The organism is Streptomyces sp. NPDC048504, from assembly GCF_043200035.1.
Classification (GTDB): Bacteria; Actinomycetota; Actinomycetes; order Streptomycetales; family Streptomycetaceae; genus Streptomyces.
Genome location: NZ_JBICXA010000020.1, coordinates 195,583 through 212,622, shown reverse-complemented (window position 1 = coordinate 212,622; position 17,040 = coordinate 195,583). Strand labels below are relative to the sequence as shown.

Genomic DNA, 17,040 nt, shown 5'->3' with positions numbered 1-17,040 from the left:
GAACGTGTGCGCGCCGTCACGCCACCCTCACTAGTTCGCCTTTCAACATTTTAGGTAGACTTCATTCATGGAGACCGAGACGGCCACGCGCTGGCTGACCGATGAGGAGCAGTGCGCCTGGCGCACCCATCTGGAGGTCAACAGGCTGCTGACGTACCAACTCGAAAAGGACCTGCAGCCGTTCGGCCTGACGATGAACGACTACGAGATCCTGGTGAATCTCTCCGAGGCGGACGGCGTACGACTGCGGATGAGCGACCTCGCGGCCGCCACCCTCCAGTCCAAGAGCCGCCTCTCCCACCAGATCACGCGCATGGAGAACGCGGACCTGGTCCGCCGGGAGAACTGCGAGTCGGACCGCCGGGGCCTGTACGCGGTGCTGACCGAGCACGGCCTGGAGACGATGAAGAAGGTCGCGCCCCACCATGTCGCTTCCGTACGCCGACACTTCATCGACCTCGTCACCCCCGAGGGCCTGTCGGACCTCAGCAAGACCCTGAAGCCGATCGCGGAACACCTGCGAGGGCAACGGGGACGCCCCTGACACTGGAGCGGGCCGTCTGGGGGCTCCGCCCCCAGACCCCCGATCGGCCCTGAACGGGCCTCGTCCTCAAACGCCGGACGGGCTGAATATTGCCGACCTGAGCTGGAGAGGCACCGGACAGGCTGGATTGCGCCGGCCTTGCCGTCAGAGCGGGTCCGCTGAAACTCGGTGGAGGACAGCTTTTAGGGGCGCGGGGAACTGCGCGACCGGCCACAACGAGCCGGCAGCCAAGACACAACCCCCGCCACCACCCCGGCGACCACAAAACAAACCCCCAACGGCAGCCGCCCCACAAGCAACCCCGTCACCACCGACCCACCCGAACTCCCCGCGTTCACCGCCATGTTGACCCACGCCCCCGCCTGCGTCCGCGCCTCCGGCGAAGCCACCTCGTCGGCGAGCAGATACGCGGTGGTCAACGCCGGCGCCACAAAGAACCCCGCGCACCCCACCGCCACGGTGAGTGACCACACCCCCGAGGCAAACCCTGCCGCGGCCAACGCCACCCCGAGCCCCGACGCGGCCCCGGACAACCGAACCCGCGCGGCCACCCGCCAGTTCACCGCCCCGTTCAGAATCCCGCCCACCGCACTGCCCGCCGACAACGCCGCCAGCACCCAGGGCACGACATCGTCGCCGTACCCCCGCTCCTCCAAGAACGCCATCACCAACAGATAGACCGCACTCAACGCGAGCCCCATCCCCCCGGCCACCACGACCGGACCGAGCAGCCCGCGAACCCGGGCCGGCCTCAACCCCCGCCCGGCGCCCGCGGATACGCGTACTCCGGACAGTGCCGGTGACCTGACGAAGGCGATCGTCCCGGTCATGATCAGGGCCGCGCTGAGCAGGAGCCCGGCCGCCGGTGGAGCGAAGGTGAGCAGCGCGCCGACCGCCAACGGGCCGACGACGTACAGGAGTTCCTCCGCGACGCCGTCGAGGCTGTACGCGCGCTGCAACAACCCACGGTCACCGACGAGTTCGGCCCACACGGAGCGCATCGTGGGTCCAAGCGGGGGCGCGCACATGCCCGTCAGCGCGGCCACCGCGCCGAGCACCACCTCCGGCGTCCCGGGGCTCCAGGTCACCGCCGCGAGGACGCACAGGAGACCGCCGTAGAGCATCGCCATGGGGAGGAGGGCGCGGCGGGGGCCGTGGCGGTCGACCAGGGCGGCGCGCAGGGGTAGCAGGAGGACGGTCGCGGTGCCGAAGACGGCCATGATCGTGCCAGCGGCCGCGTAGGAGCCGGTGGCGCGGACGACCGTGAGCAGGACCGCCGGGGAGACCGTTCCGTACGAGAGGCGGCCGACGAGCGCGGCGGCGAACGTACGGCGGGCGTACGGGACTTGGAGTACGGCGGCATACGAAGGGCACGCCGAAGTCGGCGTGGAAGAAGACGCGGACATGCGAGATGTTCCTCAACTGGAGGCAGGGAAAGGGGACGCCTGTGCGCCGCGCGACGGCGATCAGACGCGATCCGATGTGATCGCTGCCGTGCGCGGGCCTGAGCGGGGCCCTATGCCAAGAGGAGGAACATGCGGTCAACGTATCAACGGGACACGGCCGTTGACCATCGGGTTAGCTCTCGGTGATGCCCGCGATCAGTTCGTCCGCCGCCCTGTACGGGTCCAGCTCCCCCGCCACGATCCGCTCCGCCAGCGCGCTCAGGCGGCGGTCTCCGTGCAGGTCGCCGATGCGGGCGCGCAGGGCCGTGACCGCGATCGTCTCGACCTCGCGAGCCGCCCGGGCCGCGCGGCGCTCCGCGAGGACGCCGTGCTCCTCCATCCACGCCCGGTGCTTCTCCAGCGCCTCCACGACCTCGTCGATGCCCTCGGCGCGGGAGGCGACCGTCTTGACGATCGGGGGGCGCCAGTCGCCGGGGCCGCGGGACTCGCCCAGGCCGAGCATGTGGTTCAGCTCGCGGGCGGTCGCGTCGGCGCCGTCGCGGTCGGCCTTGTTGACGACGTAGACGTCGCCGATCTCCAGGATTCCGGCCTTCGCCGCCTGGATGCCGTCGCCCATCCCCGGGGCCAGGAGCACGACAGAAGTGTCCGCCTGGGAGGCGATCTCCACCTCCGACTGGCCCACCCCGACCGTCTCGACCAGGATCACGTCGCAGCCCGCCGCGTCGAGGACGCGGATGGCCTGCGGGGCGGACCAGGCCAGGCCGCCGAGGTGGCCGCGGGTGGCCATCGAGCGGATGTAGACGCCGGGGTCGGAGGAGTGGTCCGACATGCGGACGCGGTCGCCGAGCAGGGCGCCGCCCGAGAACGGCGAGGACGGGTCGACGGCCAGGACGCCGACCCGCCTGCCCTGCTTGCGGTACGCCGTGACCAGCGCGGACGTGGACGTCGACTTGCCCACGCCCGGCGATCCCGTGAGGCCCACGACGTAGGCCCCGCCGGTCAGCGGTGCGAGTGTCGCCATGATCTCCCGGAGTTGGGGGGACGCCCCCTCCACCAGGGAGATCAGCCGGGCCACGGCCCGCGGCCGGCCTTCCCTGGCCTGGGCCACCAGTGAGGCGACGTCCTGCATCACAGCTCCGCTCCCTTGCCGTCGTGCGAAAAGGTACTGCTCAGGCCTTGGGTACCCGCACGATCAGCGCGTCACCCTGACCGCCGCCGCCGCACAGCGCGGCCGCGCCGACCCCGCCGCCGCGCCGCTTGAGCTCCAGGGCCAGGTGCAGGACGATCCGGGCGCCGGACATGCCGATGGGGTGGCCCAGGGCGATGGCGCCGCCGTTGACGTTCACCTTTTCCGTGGACACCCCGAGGTCCTTCATTGACTGGACCGCGACGGCGGCGAAGGCCTCGTTGATCTCGATCAGGTCGAGGCTCTCGACCTCCAGGCCCTCCTTCTTCAGGGCGTGCAGGATCGCGTTCGAGGGCTGGGACTGGAGGGAGTTGTCGGGTCCCGCCACATTTCCGTGGGCGCCGATCTCGGCGATCCACTCCAGGCCCAGCTCCTGCGCCTTGGTCTTGCTCATCACGACCACGGCCGCCGCACCGTCCGAGATCTGCGAGGAGGTGCCGGCGGTGATCGTGCCGTCCTTGGTGAACGCCGGCCGCAGCTTGCCGAGGGACTCGACCGTGGTCTCCGCGCGGATGCCCTCGTCCTTGCTGAAGACGACGGCCTCGCCCTTGCGCTGCGGGATCTCGATCGGGGTGATCTCGGCCTCGAAGACGCCGTTCTGCTGGGCGGCGGCGGCCCGCTGGTGGGACAGGGCGGCGATCTCGTCCTGCTCGGGGCGGGCGATGCCCAGGCGCGTGTTGTGCTTCTCCGTGGACTCGCCCATGGCGATGTTCTCGAAGGCGTCGGTCAGGCCGTCGTGGGCCATCGCGTCGAGCATCTCGATCGCGCCGTACTTGTAGCCCTCGCGGGACTTGGGGAGCAGGTGGGGGGCGTTGGTCATGGACTCCTGGCCGCCCGCGACGATCACGTCGAACTCACCTGCACGGATGAGCTGGTCGGCGAGCGCGATGGCGTCGAGGCCCGAGAGGCACACCTTGTTGATGGTGAGCGCGGGGACGCTCATGGGGATGCCCGCCTTGACGGCGGCCTGGCGTGCCGGGATCTGCCCTGCCCCGGCCTGGAGCACCTGGCCCATGATCACGTACTGCACCTGGTCGCCACCGATACCCGCACGGTCGAGGGCGGCCTTGATCGCGAAGCCGCCGAGATCGGCTCCGGAGAAGGACTTCAGGGAGCCCAGCAACCGTCCCATGGGCGTCCGGGCGCCCGCGACGATCACCGAGGTCGTGCTGTTCGTTCCAGACATGAGGTGCGATCCCCTTCCAGCGTGTTTCAGCTGAGGAGTGAACGAGGGTTTACTTGAAATGTACTGAGCGGTAGTCCACCCCGTCATCGGGCCGTCGGTGTGATCGCGCGCACGTTGCGTAACCATCGCGCTAGCGCTGCACTACATACATGCTGACGCGAATCGACCACATCGGGATCGCCTGCTTCGACCTCGACACGACCGTCGAGTTCTACCGGGCCACGTACGGCTTCGAGGTGTTCCACTCCGAGGTCAACGAGGAGCAGGGCGTGCGCGAGGCCATGTTGAAGATCAACAACACGGACGACGGCGGCGCCTCCTACCTCCAGCTCCTCGAACCCACTCGCGAGGACTCCGCCGTGGGGAAGTGGCTGGCGAAGAACGGCGAGGGAGTCCACCACATCGCCTTCGGCACGGCGGACGTCGACACGGACTCCGAGGACATCCGCGGGAAGGGCGTACGCGTTCTGTACGAGGAGCCCCGGCGCGGCTCCATGGGGTCACGGATCACGTTCCTGCACCCAAAGGATTGCCATGGCGTACTGACAGAACTGGTCACTTCGGCGCCTGTTGAGTCACCTGAGCACTGACCCTCGTACATATGGGCCGGTAGGGTTGGGGTCGGTCGTCGCTCGCAACCAGGGCAACGGCATGCCGGGGTCCGGGTTTCGGGGGGCGAGCGTCGGGCAGCAGCCCATGCTCCGTCGTTGATCTGACACCATTCCCCGGGAGCACCGTTCGGTGGATGGACGGCGCTCGTTGGAGTAAACCGCGACCAGGGGACGGATGGGACCGCGCAGTGCGGGGCTACGAACGCCAGGAGCGAGAGCCGGCGGCTGACGTCGACCACCTCTCTCGGTTCGAGGCCGAGATGGAGCGGCTGAAGACCGAGCGGGAAAAGGCGATCCAGCATGCCGAGGACCTCGGCTACCAGGTCGAGGTGCTGCGCGCCAAGCTGCACGAGGCGCGCCGCACCCTCATGTCCCGACCGGCTTACGACGGCGGTGACATCGGCTATCAGGCCGAGCAGATGCTTCGTAATGCCCAGGTCCAGGCCGACCAGTTGCGGCAGGACGCCGAGCGGGAGCTGAGCCAGGCCCGCGCGCAGACCCAGCGCATCCTCCAGGAGCACGCCGAGCAGGCCGCGCGCCTCCAGGCGGAGCTGCACACGGAGGCCGTGACCCGGCGCCAGCAGCTCGACCAGGAGCTCGCCGAGCGCCGGCAGACCGTCGAGTCGCACGTCAACGAGAACGTGGCGTGGGCCGAGCAGCTCCGCGCCCGCTCCGAGTCGCAGGCCCGCCGGCTCGTGGACGAGTCGCGCGCCGAGGCCGAGCAGGCCCTGGCCGCCGCCCGCGCCGAGGCCGAGCGCGTCGCCACCGAGGCCCGCCAGCGGCTGGAGATGGACGCCGAGGCGGCCCGCGCGGAGGCCGAGCAGCTGCTGCGCCGTGCCCGCACGGACGCCGAGCGGCTGCTGAACGCGGCGTCCTCGCAGGCCCAGGAGGCCACCGACCACGCCGAGCAGCTGCGCAGCTCCACGGTCAACGAGTCGGATTCCGCCCGCCGTCAGGCCACCGAGCTGAGCCGGGCCGCCGAGACCCGCATGGCCGAGGCCGAAACCTCACTGCGTGAGGCGCGCCTTGAGGCGGAGAAGGTCCTCAGCGAGGCGAAGGAAGCCGCCGCCAAGGCGCTCGCGAGCGCCGAGTCGGCCAACGAACAGCGCACCCGGACGGCGAAGGAGCAGGTCGCCCGGCTGGTGACGGAGGCCACCAAGGAGGCCGAGGCCACCAAGTCGGACGCCGAGCAGATCGTCGCGGACGCCCAGGCCAAGGCCGACAAGATCGTCGCGGAGGCCGAGGAGAACGCCCGCAGCCTCACCGCCGAGGAGACCGCCTCCCAGCTCGCGAAGGCCGCCCGTACCGCCGAGGAAGTCCTCGACAAGGCGTCCGAGGAGGCCAAGAACACCACGAAGGCCGCCACCGAGGAGGCCGAGCGGATCCGCTCCGAGGCGGAGGCCGAGGCCGACCGGCTGCGTGCCCAGGCGCACGACATCGCCGAGGGGCTCAAGGGCGCGGCGAAGGACGACACCAAGGAGTACCGGGCCAAGACGGTCGAGCTGCAGGAGGAGGCGCGCCGGCTGCGCGGCGAGGCCGAGCAGCTGCGCGCCGACGCGGTCGGCGAGGGCGAGCGCATCCGCGCCGAGGCCCGCCGCGAGGCCGTCCAGCAGATCGAGGAGGCGGCCAAGACCGCCGAGGAACTGCTGTCCAAGGCCCGCGCGGACGCCGACGAGCTGCGCCAGACCGCCACCACGGACAGCGAGAAGGTCCGCACCGAGGCCATCGAGCGCGCGACCACGCTGCGCCGGCAGGCCGAGGAGACCCTCGACCGCACCCGTAAGGAAGCCGAGCGGCACCGCTCCGAGGTCATCGAGCAGTCCGAGGGCATCAAGGCCGCCGCCGAACAGGCCGCGCGCGACCTGCGCGACGAGACCGAGCGGGCCATAGAGGCACGCCGTGAGGAGGCCGCCGAGGGCCTGACGCGGCTGCACACGGAGGCGGAGGAGCGGCTCGCCGCTGCCGAACAGGCGCTCACCGACGCCCGCGAGGAGGCCGAGCGGATCCGCCGCGAGGCCGCCGAGGAGACCGAGCGACTGCGCGGCGAGGCCGCCGACCGCATCCGCTCCCTCCAGGCGCAGGCCGAGGCGGAGGCCGACCGGCTGCGCAACGAGGCCGCCGCCGACGCGTCCGCCTCCCGCGCCGAGGGCGAGGCCATCGCCGTACGCCTGCGGTCCGAGGCGTCCGCCGAGGCCGAGCGGCTCAAGACCGAGGCACAGGACACCGCCGACCGCGTCCGCGCGGAGGCCCAGGCCGCCGCCGAGCGGCTGGCCACGGAGGCGTCCGAGACGCTGGCCGCCGCCCAGGAGGAGGCCGTACGACGTCGTCGTGAGGCCGAGGAGCTGCTCGGGTCGGCCCGTGAGGAGGCCGGGCAGGAGCGCGAGCGGGCCCGCGAGCAGAGCGAGGAGCTGCTGGCCTCGGCGCGCAACCGCGTCGAGGAGGCGCAGTCCGAGGCCGTCCGGCTGGTCGAGGAGGCCGACCGGCGCGCCACCGAGATGGTGTCGGGCGCCGAGCAGCACGCCCAGCAGGTACGGGAGTCCGTCGCCGGGCTGCACGAGCAGGCGCAGGAGGAGATCGCCGGGATCAGGTCGGCCGCCGAGCACGTGGCGGACCGCACCCGGCGCGAGGCGCAGGAGGAGGCGGACCGGGTCCGCGCCGACGCGTACAGCGAGCGGGAGCGGGCCACCGAGGACGCCAACCGCCTCCGGCGCCGGGCGGCCGAGGAGACGGACGCCGCCAAGGCGCTTGCGGAGCGCACCGTTTCGGATGCCATCGCGGAGTCGGAGCGGCTGCGGTCGGAGGCCGCCGAGCACGCCCAGCAGGTGCGCACCCAGGCCGCGGACACGATCGCGCAGGCCGACCAGGACGCGGCGCGGGCCCGGGCGGACGCCCGCGAGGACGCCAACCGGATCCGTTCGGACGCGGCGACGCAGGCCGACACCCTCATCACCGAGGTGACGGCGGAGGCGGAGCGGCTCCAGACGGAGACCGTCAACGAGGCCGAGCGGGTGCGGGCCGAGGCCGTGGCCAAGGCCGAGAAGCTCATCTCGGACGCGACCGGGGACGCGGAGCGGCTGCGTGCCGAGGCCGCCGACACGGTGGGTTCGGCGCAGCAGCACTCCGAGCGGATCCGCAGCGAGGCCGCACGCCTCAAGGCGGACGCGGAGGCGGAGGCCGAGCGGGTCACCTCGGCGGCGCGCGAGGAGTCCGAGCGGACGCTGGACGAGGCCCGCAAGGAGGCCAACAAGCGGCGCTCCGAGGCGGCCGAGCAGGTCGACACCCTCATCACGGAGACCGCGGCCGAGGCCGACAAGCTGCTCAGCGAGGCCCAGCAGCAGGCGCAGAAGACGACGGCGGACGCCGAGGCACAGGCCGACTCCATGGTGGGCGCGGCCCGCGCCGAGGCGGACCGGCTGGTGTCCGAGGCCACGGTCGAGGGCAACTCCCGGGTGGAGCAGGCCCGTACGGACGCGGACGAGCTGCTCGTCGGCGCCCGCCGGGATGCCACCGCCATAAGGGAGCGGTCCGAGGAGCTGCGTGACCGCATCACCGCCGAGATCGAGAACCTGCACGAGCGGGCCCGCCGTGAGTCCGCCGAGACGATGAAGTCGGCCGGCGACCGCTGCGACGCGCTCATCAAGGCGGCCGAGGAGCAGCTCGGCAAGGCCCAGATGAAGGCCAAGGAGCTGGTCTCGGAGGCCAACTCCGAGGCGGGCAAGGTCCGTATCGCCGCCGTGAAGAAGGCCGAGGGTCTCCTCAAGGAGGCCGAGCAGAAGAAGTCCACGCTCATCCGCGAGGCCGAGGAGCTGAAGGCGGAGGCGATCCGCGAGGCCCGCCGCACGGTCGAGGAGGGCAAGCGCGATCTGGAGGTACTCGTCCGCCGCCGCGAGGACATCAACGCCGAAATCTCCCGTGTCCAGGACGTCCTGGAAGCGTTGGAGTCTTTCGAGGCCCCGACGGCGGCCAAGGACGGCGGGGTCAAGGCGGGAGCCACGGCGGGCGCAACTCGTTCGGGTGGCAAGTCTGTTGAAGGTTAGGGTCTGTCCGGCGGATCAGGGCGCAGGAGAGTGACGGTGTCTGATAAGCACCGGCGAGCGGGGTGTGGTGCGTGCAGCTGCAAGGCGGAGCGTTGGCAACCGACGACAACGCCGCAGATGTGCGTGCCACACCCCGCGTCTGCGGCATGATCCGCCGGACAGGCCCTAAGAAACCCCTGTGAGGTTCGGGGTGTTCTGGGGCCTTTGACCGAGTCTTTGGCAAGCGGTCCGACGGTTAGCCACTCAAAAGGGGTGTCATTCTCCAGATCAAACACGCATCCGCTCGATGACACACCGCTTCGGCCCCTAGGATTCCACCTATCACCTCACCGGTCTCATTCGACAGGAACCCCATGAGCGACACTTCCCCCTACGGCTTCGAGCTTGTGCGGCGTGGGTACGACCGCGCTCAGGTGGACGAACGCATCTCGAAGCTCGTCTCCGACCGTGACAGCGCTCTGGCCCGTATCACTGCTCTCGAAAAGCGCATCGAGGAGCTCCACCTCGAAACGCAGAACGCCGCGGCCCAGGTAAGCGACGCCGAGCCGTCGTACGCCGGTCTCGGCGCGCGGGTCGAGAAGATCCTCCGCCTCGCCGAGGAAGAGGCCAAGGACCTGCGCGAGGAGGCACGGCGCGCGGCCGAGCAGCACCGCGAACTCGCGGAGTCCGCTGCTCAGCAGGTCCGCAACGACGCAGAATCGTTCGCTGCGGAGCGCAAGTCCAAGGCGGAGGACGAGGGCGTCCGGATCGTCGAGAAGGCCAAGAGCGACTCAGCCCAGCTGCGTGGCGAGGCTCAGAAGGACGCGCAGCAGAAGCGCGAGGAGGCCGACGCCCTCTTCGAGGAGACCCGTGCCAAGGCCGCGCAGGCCGCCGCCGACTTCGAGACGAACCTCGCCAAGCGCCGCGAGCAGTCCGAGCGCGACCTGGCGTCGCGTCAGCAGAAGGCCGAGAAGCGCCTCGCGGAGATCGAGCACCGCGCGGAGCAGCTCCGGCTTGAGGCCGAGAAGCTGCGCACGGACGCGGAGCGTCGCGCCCGTCAGACGGTGGAGACGGCTCAGCGCCAGGCCGAGGACATCGTGGCCGACGCGAACGCCAAGGCCGACCGGATCCGTTCGGAATCCGAGCGCGAGCTGGCCGCCCTGACGAACCGTCGCGACAGCATCAACGCCCAGCTGACGAACGTGCGCGAGATGCTCGCCACGCTCACCGGCGCCGCGGTGGCCGCCGCGAGCTCGCCGGTCGAGGACGAGCCGATCTCTCGTGGAGTTCCGGCTCAGCAGTCCCGGTAGGCACGCGGTAGTTCGTACGGCTGAGGCCCGCATTCCCTTCGGGGGTGCGGGCCTCAGCCGTGCCCGGTCACCAGCGGCAGATAGACGTCGTCGACGATCTCGACGAGGGTGGAGTCGGCGACCGTGTCGCGAGAGAGGACCATCTCGTAGCGCAGCAGGTCCGCGAGGACGGTGACGGCTCGTCGGGGGAGGTCGGCGGTGGGGATCTCCCCCCGCTTCACCGCCCGCTGAAGCAGCGTCAGCAGGATGTCGTGCATGATCCCGAAGACCTTCGGGTCCAGGTCGGCCACCTCCGCGAGCAGGCCCCGGATGACGTCCGGGCCGATCTCCCGCTGCCGTTCGACCATCAGCCGCAGCAGGGTGAGCAAGTCCTCGCGCAGCTCCCCGGTGTCCGGCACCTGGTCGACGATGAAGCCGGTGCGGTGCGGCAGGGCCGCCTTGACGAGTTCGGCGCGATTGGCCCACCGCCGGTAGAGGACCTGCTTCCCGGTCCTGGCCCGGGCCGCGACGCCCTCCATGGTGAGGCGGGCGTAGCCGACCTCGGCCAGCTCCTCCCATACGGCGTCCAGGATGTCGGCCTCCAGCGCGGCCCCGCGCCGCCGCGTCTGCTCTCCGGTCATCACCGGCACCTCCCACTCAGGAACCCTCAGGAGACCTTAGGAGACCTTGCGTCTCTTATCGAGCCCAGCCTATCGTGGCCCTTTAGAGACGCAGCGTCTCTAAAGGGGGAATCGCCATGCCCGGCACCACCATCCGCTCCTCCGAGCGCCTCGACCCGGCCGTCCGCAAGCTCGCCGGCATCCTCGTCCTCGGCGCCCTCGCCCCGCTCCTCGACAGCACGATCGTCTCCATCGCCCTGCACTCCTTGGGCCACGACCTGGGCGCCTCGACGACAAACCTGCAATGGGTCAGCACCGCGTATCTCCTGGCCCTCGCGACGGTCGTCCCGGTCTCCGGCTGGGCCGTCGAGCGCTTCGACTCCCGGAGCGTCTGGCTCGGCGCGCTGACCCTGTTCCTCACCGGATCACTCCTCTGTGGGCTCGCCTGGAACATCGGCTCGCTGATCGCCTTCCGGGTCGTGCAGGGCATCGGCGGCGGACTGCTGCTGCCCGTCCTGCAGACCCTGGTCATGCGCGCCGCCGGCGGCCGCAGCCTCGGCCGCCTCATGGCGGCGATCACCCTGCCCGTCATGGTCGTACCGATCCTCGGCCCGGTCGTCGGCGGCCTGATCGTCGGTCACCTCAGCTGGCGCTGGATCTTCTACGTCAACCTGCCCGTCTGCCTGCCGGCCCTCGCCCTGGCCTGGCGCGGCGTCCCGAAGGACACCCCGCGCCCCGGCCACCACCTGGACCTGACCGGCCTCCTGCTCCTCTCCCCCGGCCTCGCCACCCTCGTCTACGGCCTGTCCGAGACCGGCGCCGCCCGCGCGACCGCGATCCCGGTGGGCGCCGTACTGATCGCCCTGTTCGCCCGGCACGCGCTGCGCACCCGCGAACCCCTCGTGGATCTCCGCCTGTTCAAGGACCGCGCGTTCGCCGTCTCCTCGATCCTGACGTTCCTCAACGGGCTCGCCCTGTTCGGCGGGATGTTCCTGCTCCCCCTCTACTACCAACAGGCGCGCGGCGAGGGCGTGATCGCGGCCGGGCTGCTGCTGGCGCCGCAGGGGCTCGGCAGCCTGCTGGCCCGGGTCACCGGACCCCTGACCGACCGGCTCGGGCCGCGCCCGGTCACCGTGGCGGGCATGCTGCTGTGCGCGCTGGGCACCCTCCCCTTCCTTCTCCCGCATCCCGGTGCGGCCCTGCTTCTCGGCGCCCTGGTGGTGCGTGGACTCGGGGTGAGCGCGGCCAACATGGCGGTCATGGTGGGCGCGTACCAAGGTCTCGACCGGGCCCGCATCCCGCACGCGAGCACCACCGTCCGGATCGTCCAGCAGGTCGGCGGCAGCGTCGGAACGGCCGTACTGGCGACGGTCCTCGCGCACGGGCACGGCAGCACGGCGTTCCCGCACGCGTTCGCCTGGGCGACGGCGTTCACCGTTGTTGCCTGCCTCGTCGGACTCTGTTTGCCCGTTCGGGTGGCATCCGCCGAACGCCCGTCTTAGCGTGGCCGCATGATCGAGCTTGAGGGGCTGACCAAGCGGTACGGCGAGAAGATGGCGGTCAACAACCTCACCTTCGCCGTCAGACCCGGCATCGTCACGGGCTTCCTCGGCCCGAACGGTGCCGGCAAGTCGACGACGATGCGCATGATGCTCGGGCTCGACCGGCCGACCGCCGGTGACGTACGCATCGACGGCCAGCACTACGACCAGCTCAAGGACCCGCTGAAGTACATCGGCGCCCTCCTCGACGCCAAGGCCATGCACGGCGGGCGCAGCGCCTTCAACCATCTGCTGTGTCTGGCGCAGAGCAACGGCATCTCGAAGACCCGGGTGCACGAGGTGCTCGACACCGTCGGGCTCACCTCCGTCGCGAAGAAGAAGGCCAAGGGGTTCTCCCTGGGCATGGGCCAGCGGCTCGGCATCGCGGGCGCGCTGCTCGGCGATCCGCGGATCCTGATGTTCGACGAGCCGGTCAACGGGCTCGACCCCGAGGGCATCCACTGGATCCGCAACCTGATGAAGTCCCTTGCCGCGCAAGGCCGTACGGTCTTCGTCTCCTCGCACCTGATGAGCGAGATGGCACTGACGGCCGATCACCTCGTCGTCATCGGCCAGGGCCGGCTCCTCGCGGACACCTCCATGGCCGACTTCATCCAGCAGAACTCGCGGTCCTACGTCCGGATCCGCACCCCGCAGCGCGAGCGGCTGCTCGATGTGCTGCACCAGGCCGGGATCACCGTGGTCGAATCCGGCAGCGGGGTCCTCGAAGTCGACGGGGGCAAGTCCGAGCAGATCGGTGAACTGGCCGCGTCGCACCAGCTCGTACTGCACGAGCTGAGTCCCCAACAGGCCTCCCTGGAGGAGGCGTTCATGCAGTTGACCGCGGAGTCGGTGGAGTACCACGCGCATTCCGACACATCTGCACCGCTTCCCGCGGCACCTGCGCAGCAGCAGGGCTGGGGCGACGGCTGGAAGAAGGGCTGACATGGCGGCGACCCAGGTCATCCGGTCGGAGTGGACCAAGATCCGTTCCGTGGCGTCGACGGTGTGGACGCTCTCGCTCGCCCTGGTGGTGACGATCGGGCTCGGCATGCTGATCTCGGCGCTGTCGAAGAGCCAGTTCGACGACATGAGCGCCAAGGACAAGCTGTCCTTCGACCCGACGTTCATCAGCTTCGCCGGGATGAGTCTCGGTCAGCTCGCGATGATCGTGTTCGGGGTGCTCGTGGTGTCGAACGAGTACAGCACCGGCATGATCCGCACCTCGCTCGCGGCCGTCCCGCAGCGCGGCACCTTCCTGTTCAGCAAGATCGCGGTGGCCACCGGGCTGTGTCTGGTGGTCGGGCTGGTGACGAGCTTCGTCACGTTCTTCCTGGGGCAGGCGATGCTCGGCTCCCACAAGGCGGAGATCAGTGACCCGGGTGTGCTGCGCGCGGTGATCGGCGGCGGGCTCTACATGACCCTGATCGCGATGTTCTCCATGGGCGTCGCCTCGATGCTGCGCTCGCCGATGCTGTCGCTGGGCATCCTGATGCCGTTCTTCTTCCTGATCTCCAACATCCTCGGCAACGTCTCCGCGACGAAGAAGATCGGCCAGTACCTGCCCGACCAGGCCGGCAGCAAGATCATGCAGGTGGTCACCCCGGTCGACGACTCGGCACCGTACGGACCGTGGGGCGGGTTCGGGATCATGGCCCTCTGGGTGCTCGCCTCGCTCGCCGGCGCCTACGTCCTGCTGAAGCGGCGGGACGCGTAGCCAGGAACACGGCTCGGGCGTTGCTTTACTTTCTCTTGGGCGGAACCGTCAGCGCCCCGATATCCTCCTAACCCTTACGGGGGCGTGTGCCCTGCTGTCCTGATCCTTTCGATGGGTGCGGAGCATGATCGAGGCTGTCGGCCTGACCAAGCGCTACGGCGACAAGACCGCCGTGTACAACCTTTCCTTCCAGGTGCGGCCCGGTGCCGTCACCGGCTTCCTCGGGCCCAACGGCTCGGGCAAGTCGACGACGATGCGCATGATCCTCGGCCTGGACAACCCCACGTCAGGACAGGTGACGATCGGCGGCTTCCCCTACCGCAAGCTGCCGAACGCACCCAGACAGGTCGGCGCCCTGCTCGACGCCAAGGCCGTGCACGGCGGCCGCAGCGCCCGCAGCCATCTGCTCAGCCTGGCCCAGCTCTCGGGCATCCCGGCCCGGCGCGTGGACGAGGTGCTCGGGGTCGTGGGCCTCCAGGACGTGGCGAGAAAGCGCTCCAAGGGCTTCTCCCTCGGCATGGGCCAGCGGCTCGGCATCGCCGCCGCGCTCCTCGGCGACCCCCAGGTGCTGCTCTTCGACGAGCCGGTCAACGGCCTCGACCCCGAGGGCATCCTCTGGGTGCGGAACCTGATGAAGGCGCTCGCGGCGGAGGGCCGTACCGTCTTCGTCTCCTCGCACCTGATGAGCGAGATGGCGCTGACGGCGGACCACCTCATCGTGATCGGGCGCGGGCAGCTCCTGTCCGACATGAGCGTGCGGGACTTCATCTCGGCGAACTCGGCCGACTTCGCGCGCGTGCGCACGCCGGACACGGAGCCCCAGCTGCGCGAGAAGCTGACCTCCGCGCTGACCGAGGCGGGCGGCCACGTGCTGCCCGAGCAGGACGGCGGGCTGCGCGTCACGGGACTGCCCCTGCCCCGCATCAGCGACATCGCGCACGACACGGACGTACGCCTGTGGGAGCTGTCCCCGCATCAGGCCTCGCTGGAGGAGGCCTACATGCGGATGACGCAGGGGGCCGTCGACTACCGCTCGACGACCGACCAGAAGGCCGGTCTGATGCAGCAGCTGCCGCCGGGCGCGCAGCCGCTCATGCCGGTGCCGGGCCAGGGCCAGCCGGGCTGGTACGCGCCGCCGTCACCGCAGCAGGGCGGCCAGCCGTTCGCGATGGGCCGGCCTCCGGCGAATCCTTACGGCGCCCCGAATCCGTACGGCGCCCCTACGGCGCCCGTGGCGCCCGCGCCGGGCCCGTACGGACCTCCGGCGCCCCTGACCCCGCAGACGGCGGCACAGCCGCCCCAGGGCCCGGCACAGGGTCCGTCGCAGGCGCAGGGCGCACCGCAGGCCCCGGCTCAGGGCGCCCCGGCGGTTCAGGCCCCGGCGGCCGCACCGGCTCCGGGCGCGGATGCGATCCCGCCCGCGCCCTCGGCCGCGCCCGCTCCCGCGCAGCCCTCCTCCCCCGCACCCGCCGCCGACCTGACCAAGCCCGAGGACGCCCGATGAGTACGCCCCAGCCCCCGATGCCGCAGGCAGCCGCGCCCAACTGGCAGGCGGCGAACGGTCCTTCGTACGGCGGGTACACCTCGCCGATCCCAGTGGTGCGCACGCATCTCGGGCACGCGCTCGCCTCCGAGTGGACGAAGATCAAGTCGGTGCGCTCGACGATCTGGACGCTCGGCGTCTTCGTGGTCCTCGTCGTCGGCATCGGCCTGCTCGCCGCCGTCGTGGTCAGCAACTCCTCCTCGCAGCTGAACGGCGAGAACCCGCTCTCCTACGGCTTCTTCGGGCTGCTGCTCGGCTGCATGTGCATCATCACGCTCGGCGTACTGACCACGGCCTCGGAGTACGGCACGGGCATGATCCGCACGACGATGACCGCCTGCCCCAGCCGCGGCCGGGTCCTCGCGGCGAAGTCGATCGTGTTCTTCGGGGTCGCCTTCGTGGTCACCCTGGTGGCCTCGGGGTTCATCGCCTTCGTGGACGCCTCGCTGCTGGAGAACAACGGCGCGAAGGACCCGTCCGCCGGCGAGTGGTTCAAGGGGACGGTCGGCGTCTCGCTCTACATCGCGCTGCTCGGGCTGCTCTCGCTGATCGTCGGCTCGATCATCCGGCACTCGGCGGGCGCGATCACCGTCATGATCGGCGCGGTGCTCGCCCCGCTGGTCATCGCGCTGTTCATGTTCTCGCAGTCACTGGAGGACGTACGCCAGAAGCTGTTCGAGTACTCGATCCCGAACCAGCTGAGCGTCTTCTACTCCAACTCCCTGACGGATTCCGGCCCTTCGGGCTGGGACCCGCTGTGGATCATCGCGGGCGTGACGGCCGTGGCGTTCGCAGGCGCGGTCGCGCTGCTGGAGAAGCGGGACGTGTGAGCCTTACCACTTACTAGGACACGGGCTTAGAACTTCGGCGCGTTCCTGGACCGCTGCACCCGTGTGGTGCGGCGGTCCTTCGCGTTCCAGCACGCCTTGTGCCAGTGCCGGCGCTCGTCGACGCCCGAGTGCTCCGGCCAGGCCACGACGTGCGGGACGCCGGAGGGAATCTGCTGGTCGCAGCCGGGGCAGCGGTACGTCTTGCCCTCGGAGCTCGCCCCGGCGACATGGCGCACGCTCCACTCCTCGCCCTGCCAGTGCTCCGTGGACTGCCAGCCGCCGTAGCGGCCCGAGCGCTCGTCGTCGGCACTCTGGCCGGAGGAACCGGACTCCTTGGGTCGGTTGCGACGCGGGGACACAGAACACCTCACGGGGCTATACAGGAGGCAAGGGCTGTGTCCAGCCTACGTGGCGCGGACAGGCGTACGCGAAGGGCATCAACCCGTACAAGTCCCCCTCGGGACCGCGCATTCTGCAGACAATCCGCAAATCTCTTTGCCAGGCCGTGTCCTCGGCACGTGTCGGGCGGTTATGCCCGGTGGGGGAGCTCC

General features: G+C 70.5%; 14 protein-coding genes. 9 read left to right on the top strand and 5 right to left on the bottom strand.

The window, feature by feature from the left end; genetic code table 11:
• Positions 1-67: 67 nt before the first annotated feature.
• Positions 68-544, top strand: coding sequence for a MarR family winged helix-turn-helix transcriptional regulator (locus tag ACGFY9_RS40090; protein ID WP_393762676.1), 477 nt, complete (start codon positions 68-70; stop codon positions 542-544).
• Between the two features lie 182 nt (positions 545-726).
• Here ACGFY9_RS40090 and ACGFY9_RS40085 read toward each other — a convergent pair whose 3' ends face one another.
• From ACGFY9_RS40085 to ACGFY9_RS40075, 3 genes are all read right to left on the bottom strand, one after another.
• Entirely contained in the window at positions 727-1,950 is a 1,224-nt protein-coding gene (locus ACGFY9_RS40085) for an MFS transporter (protein WP_393762674.1), read from the bottom strand.
• Positions 1,951-2,122: 172 nt separating this feature from the next.
• A complete protein-coding gene (gene meaB, locus ACGFY9_RS40080; RefSeq protein WP_393762672.1) occupies positions 2,123-3,079 on the bottom strand; it encodes a methylmalonyl Co-A mutase-associated GTPase MeaB in 957 nt (318 codons plus the stop codon).
• A gap of 40 nt (positions 3,080-3,119) precedes the next feature.
• Positions 3,120-4,322 carry an acetyl-CoA C-acetyltransferase gene (locus ACGFY9_RS40075; RefSeq protein WP_393762670.1) on the bottom strand — a complete coding sequence of 401 codons (1,203 nt, stop codon included), beginning with the start codon at positions 4,320-4,322 and terminating at the stop codon, positions 3,120-3,122.
• 149 nt (positions 4,323-4,471) lie between these two features.
• On the opposite strand from ACGFY9_RS40075, the gene mce reads away from it, so the two are divergent.
• The 3 genes from mce to ACGFY9_RS40060 all read left to right on the top strand — a co-directional run bounded on the left by mce (position 4,472) and on the right by ACGFY9_RS40060 (position 10,259).
• Positions 4,472-4,912, top strand: a complete 441-nt coding sequence (mce, locus tag ACGFY9_RS40070; protein WP_019073152.1) for a methylmalonyl-CoA epimerase — start codon at positions 4,472-4,474, stop codon at positions 4,910-4,912.
• Between the two features lie 209 nt (positions 4,913-5,121).
• Entirely contained in the window at positions 5,122-8,970 is a 3,849-nt protein-coding gene (scy, locus tag ACGFY9_RS40065; RefSeq protein WP_393762667.1) for a polarized growth protein Scy, read from the top strand.
• A 353-nt stretch (positions 8,971-9,323) separates the two neighbouring features.
• Positions 9,324-10,259 carry a cellulose-binding protein gene (locus ACGFY9_RS40060; protein ID WP_033285426.1) on the top strand — a complete coding sequence of 312 codons (936 nt, stop codon included), beginning with the start codon at positions 9,324-9,326 and terminating at the stop codon, positions 10,257-10,259.
• A gap of 53 nt (positions 10,260-10,312) precedes the next feature.
• On the opposite strand, the gene ACGFY9_RS40055 is transcribed toward ACGFY9_RS40060, so the two are convergent.
• On the bottom strand, positions 10,313-10,879 hold the full coding sequence (locus ACGFY9_RS40055) for a TetR/AcrR family transcriptional regulator (RefSeq protein WP_393762665.1): 567 nt from the start codon (positions 10,877-10,879) through the stop codon (positions 10,313-10,315).
• 116 nt (positions 10,880-10,995) lie between these two features.
• Here ACGFY9_RS40055 and ACGFY9_RS40050 point away from each other — a divergent pair, with 116 nt between their 5' ends.
• From ACGFY9_RS40050 to ACGFY9_RS40030, 5 genes are all read left to right on the top strand, one after another.
• Complete coding sequence (locus ACGFY9_RS40050; RefSeq protein WP_393762663.1) at positions 10,996-12,360, top strand: MDR family MFS transporter; 1,365 nt, start codon at positions 10,996-10,998, stop codon at positions 12,358-12,360.
• Positions 12,361-12,369: 9 nt separating this feature from the next.
• Positions 12,370-13,344 carry an ABC transporter ATP-binding protein gene (locus ACGFY9_RS40045; RefSeq protein ID WP_393762661.1) on the top strand — a complete coding sequence of 325 codons (975 nt, stop codon included), beginning with the start codon at positions 12,370-12,372 and terminating at the stop codon, positions 13,342-13,344.
• A gap of 1 nt (position 13,345) precedes the next feature.
• Positions 13,346-14,116 (top strand): ABC transporter permease, encoded by a 771-nt coding sequence (locus ACGFY9_RS40040; protein WP_393762659.1) that lies wholly within the window; start codon positions 13,346-13,348, stop codon positions 14,114-14,116.
• Positions 14,117-14,240: 124 nt separating this feature from the next.
• Positions 14,241-15,620 (top strand): ATP-binding cassette domain-containing protein, encoded by a 1,380-nt coding sequence (locus ACGFY9_RS40035; RefSeq protein ID WP_393762657.1) that lies wholly within the window; start codon positions 14,241-14,243, stop codon positions 15,618-15,620.
• On the top strand, positions 15,617-16,489 hold the full coding sequence (locus ACGFY9_RS40030; RefSeq protein WP_393762655.1) for an ABC transporter permease: 873 nt from the start codon (positions 15,617-15,619) through the stop codon (positions 16,487-16,489). Before ACGFY9_RS40035 ends, ACGFY9_RS40030 begins: the two co-directional genes overlap by 4 nt.
• Before the next feature lie 26 nt (positions 16,490-16,515).
• Here the strand turns inward: ACGFY9_RS40030 and ACGFY9_RS40025 are convergent, their stop codons facing one another.
• Positions 16,516-16,848, bottom strand: a complete 333-nt coding sequence (locus ACGFY9_RS40025; protein ID WP_393762653.1) for an ATP/GTP-binding protein — start codon at positions 16,846-16,848, stop codon at positions 16,516-16,518.
• Positions 16,849-17,040: the final 192 nt, after the last annotated feature.

Coding starts and splice junctions, on each gene's coding strand:
- ACGFY9_RS40030 (WP_393762655.1), top strand. CDS start 15,617: ATGAGTACGCCCCAGCCCCCGATGCCGCAGGCAGCCGCGCCCAACTGG.
- ACGFY9_RS40060 (WP_033285426.1), top strand. CDS start 9,324: ATGAGCGACACTTCCCCCTACGGCTTCGAGCTTGTGCGGCGTGGGTAC.
- mce (WP_019073152.1), top strand. CDS start 4,472: ATGCTGACGCGAATCGACCACATCGGGATCGCCTGCTTCGACCTCGAC.
- ACGFY9_RS40040 (WP_393762659.1), top strand. CDS start 13,346: ATGGCGGCGACCCAGGTCATCCGGTCGGAGTGGACCAAGATCCGTTCC.
- ACGFY9_RS40090 (WP_393762676.1), top strand. CDS start 68: ATGGAGACCGAGACGGCCACGCGCTGGCTGACCGATGAGGAGCAGTGC.
- ACGFY9_RS40050 (WP_393762663.1), top strand. CDS start 10,996: ATGCCCGGCACCACCATCCGCTCCTCCGAGCGCCTCGACCCGGCCGTC.
- ACGFY9_RS40055 (WP_393762665.1), bottom strand. CDS start 10,879: ATGACCGGAGAGCAGACGCGGCGGCGCGGGGCCGCGCTGGAGGCCGAC.
- ACGFY9_RS40085 (WP_393762674.1), bottom strand. CDS start 1,950: ATGTCCGCGTCTTCTTCCACGCCGACTTCGGCGTGCCCTTCGTATGCC.
- ACGFY9_RS40045 (WP_393762661.1), top strand. CDS start 12,370: ATGATCGAGCTTGAGGGGCTGACCAAGCGGTACGGCGAGAAGATGGCG.
- meaB (WP_393762672.1), bottom strand. CDS start 3,079: ATGCAGGACGTCGCCTCACTGGTGGCCCAGGCCAGGGAAGGCCGGCCG.
- ACGFY9_RS40035 (WP_393762657.1), top strand. CDS start 14,241: ATGATCGAGGCTGTCGGCCTGACCAAGCGCTACGGCGACAAGACCGCC.
- ACGFY9_RS40075 (WP_393762670.1), bottom strand. CDS start 4,322: ATGTCTGGAACGAACAGCACGACCTCGGTGATCGTCGCGGGCGCCCGG.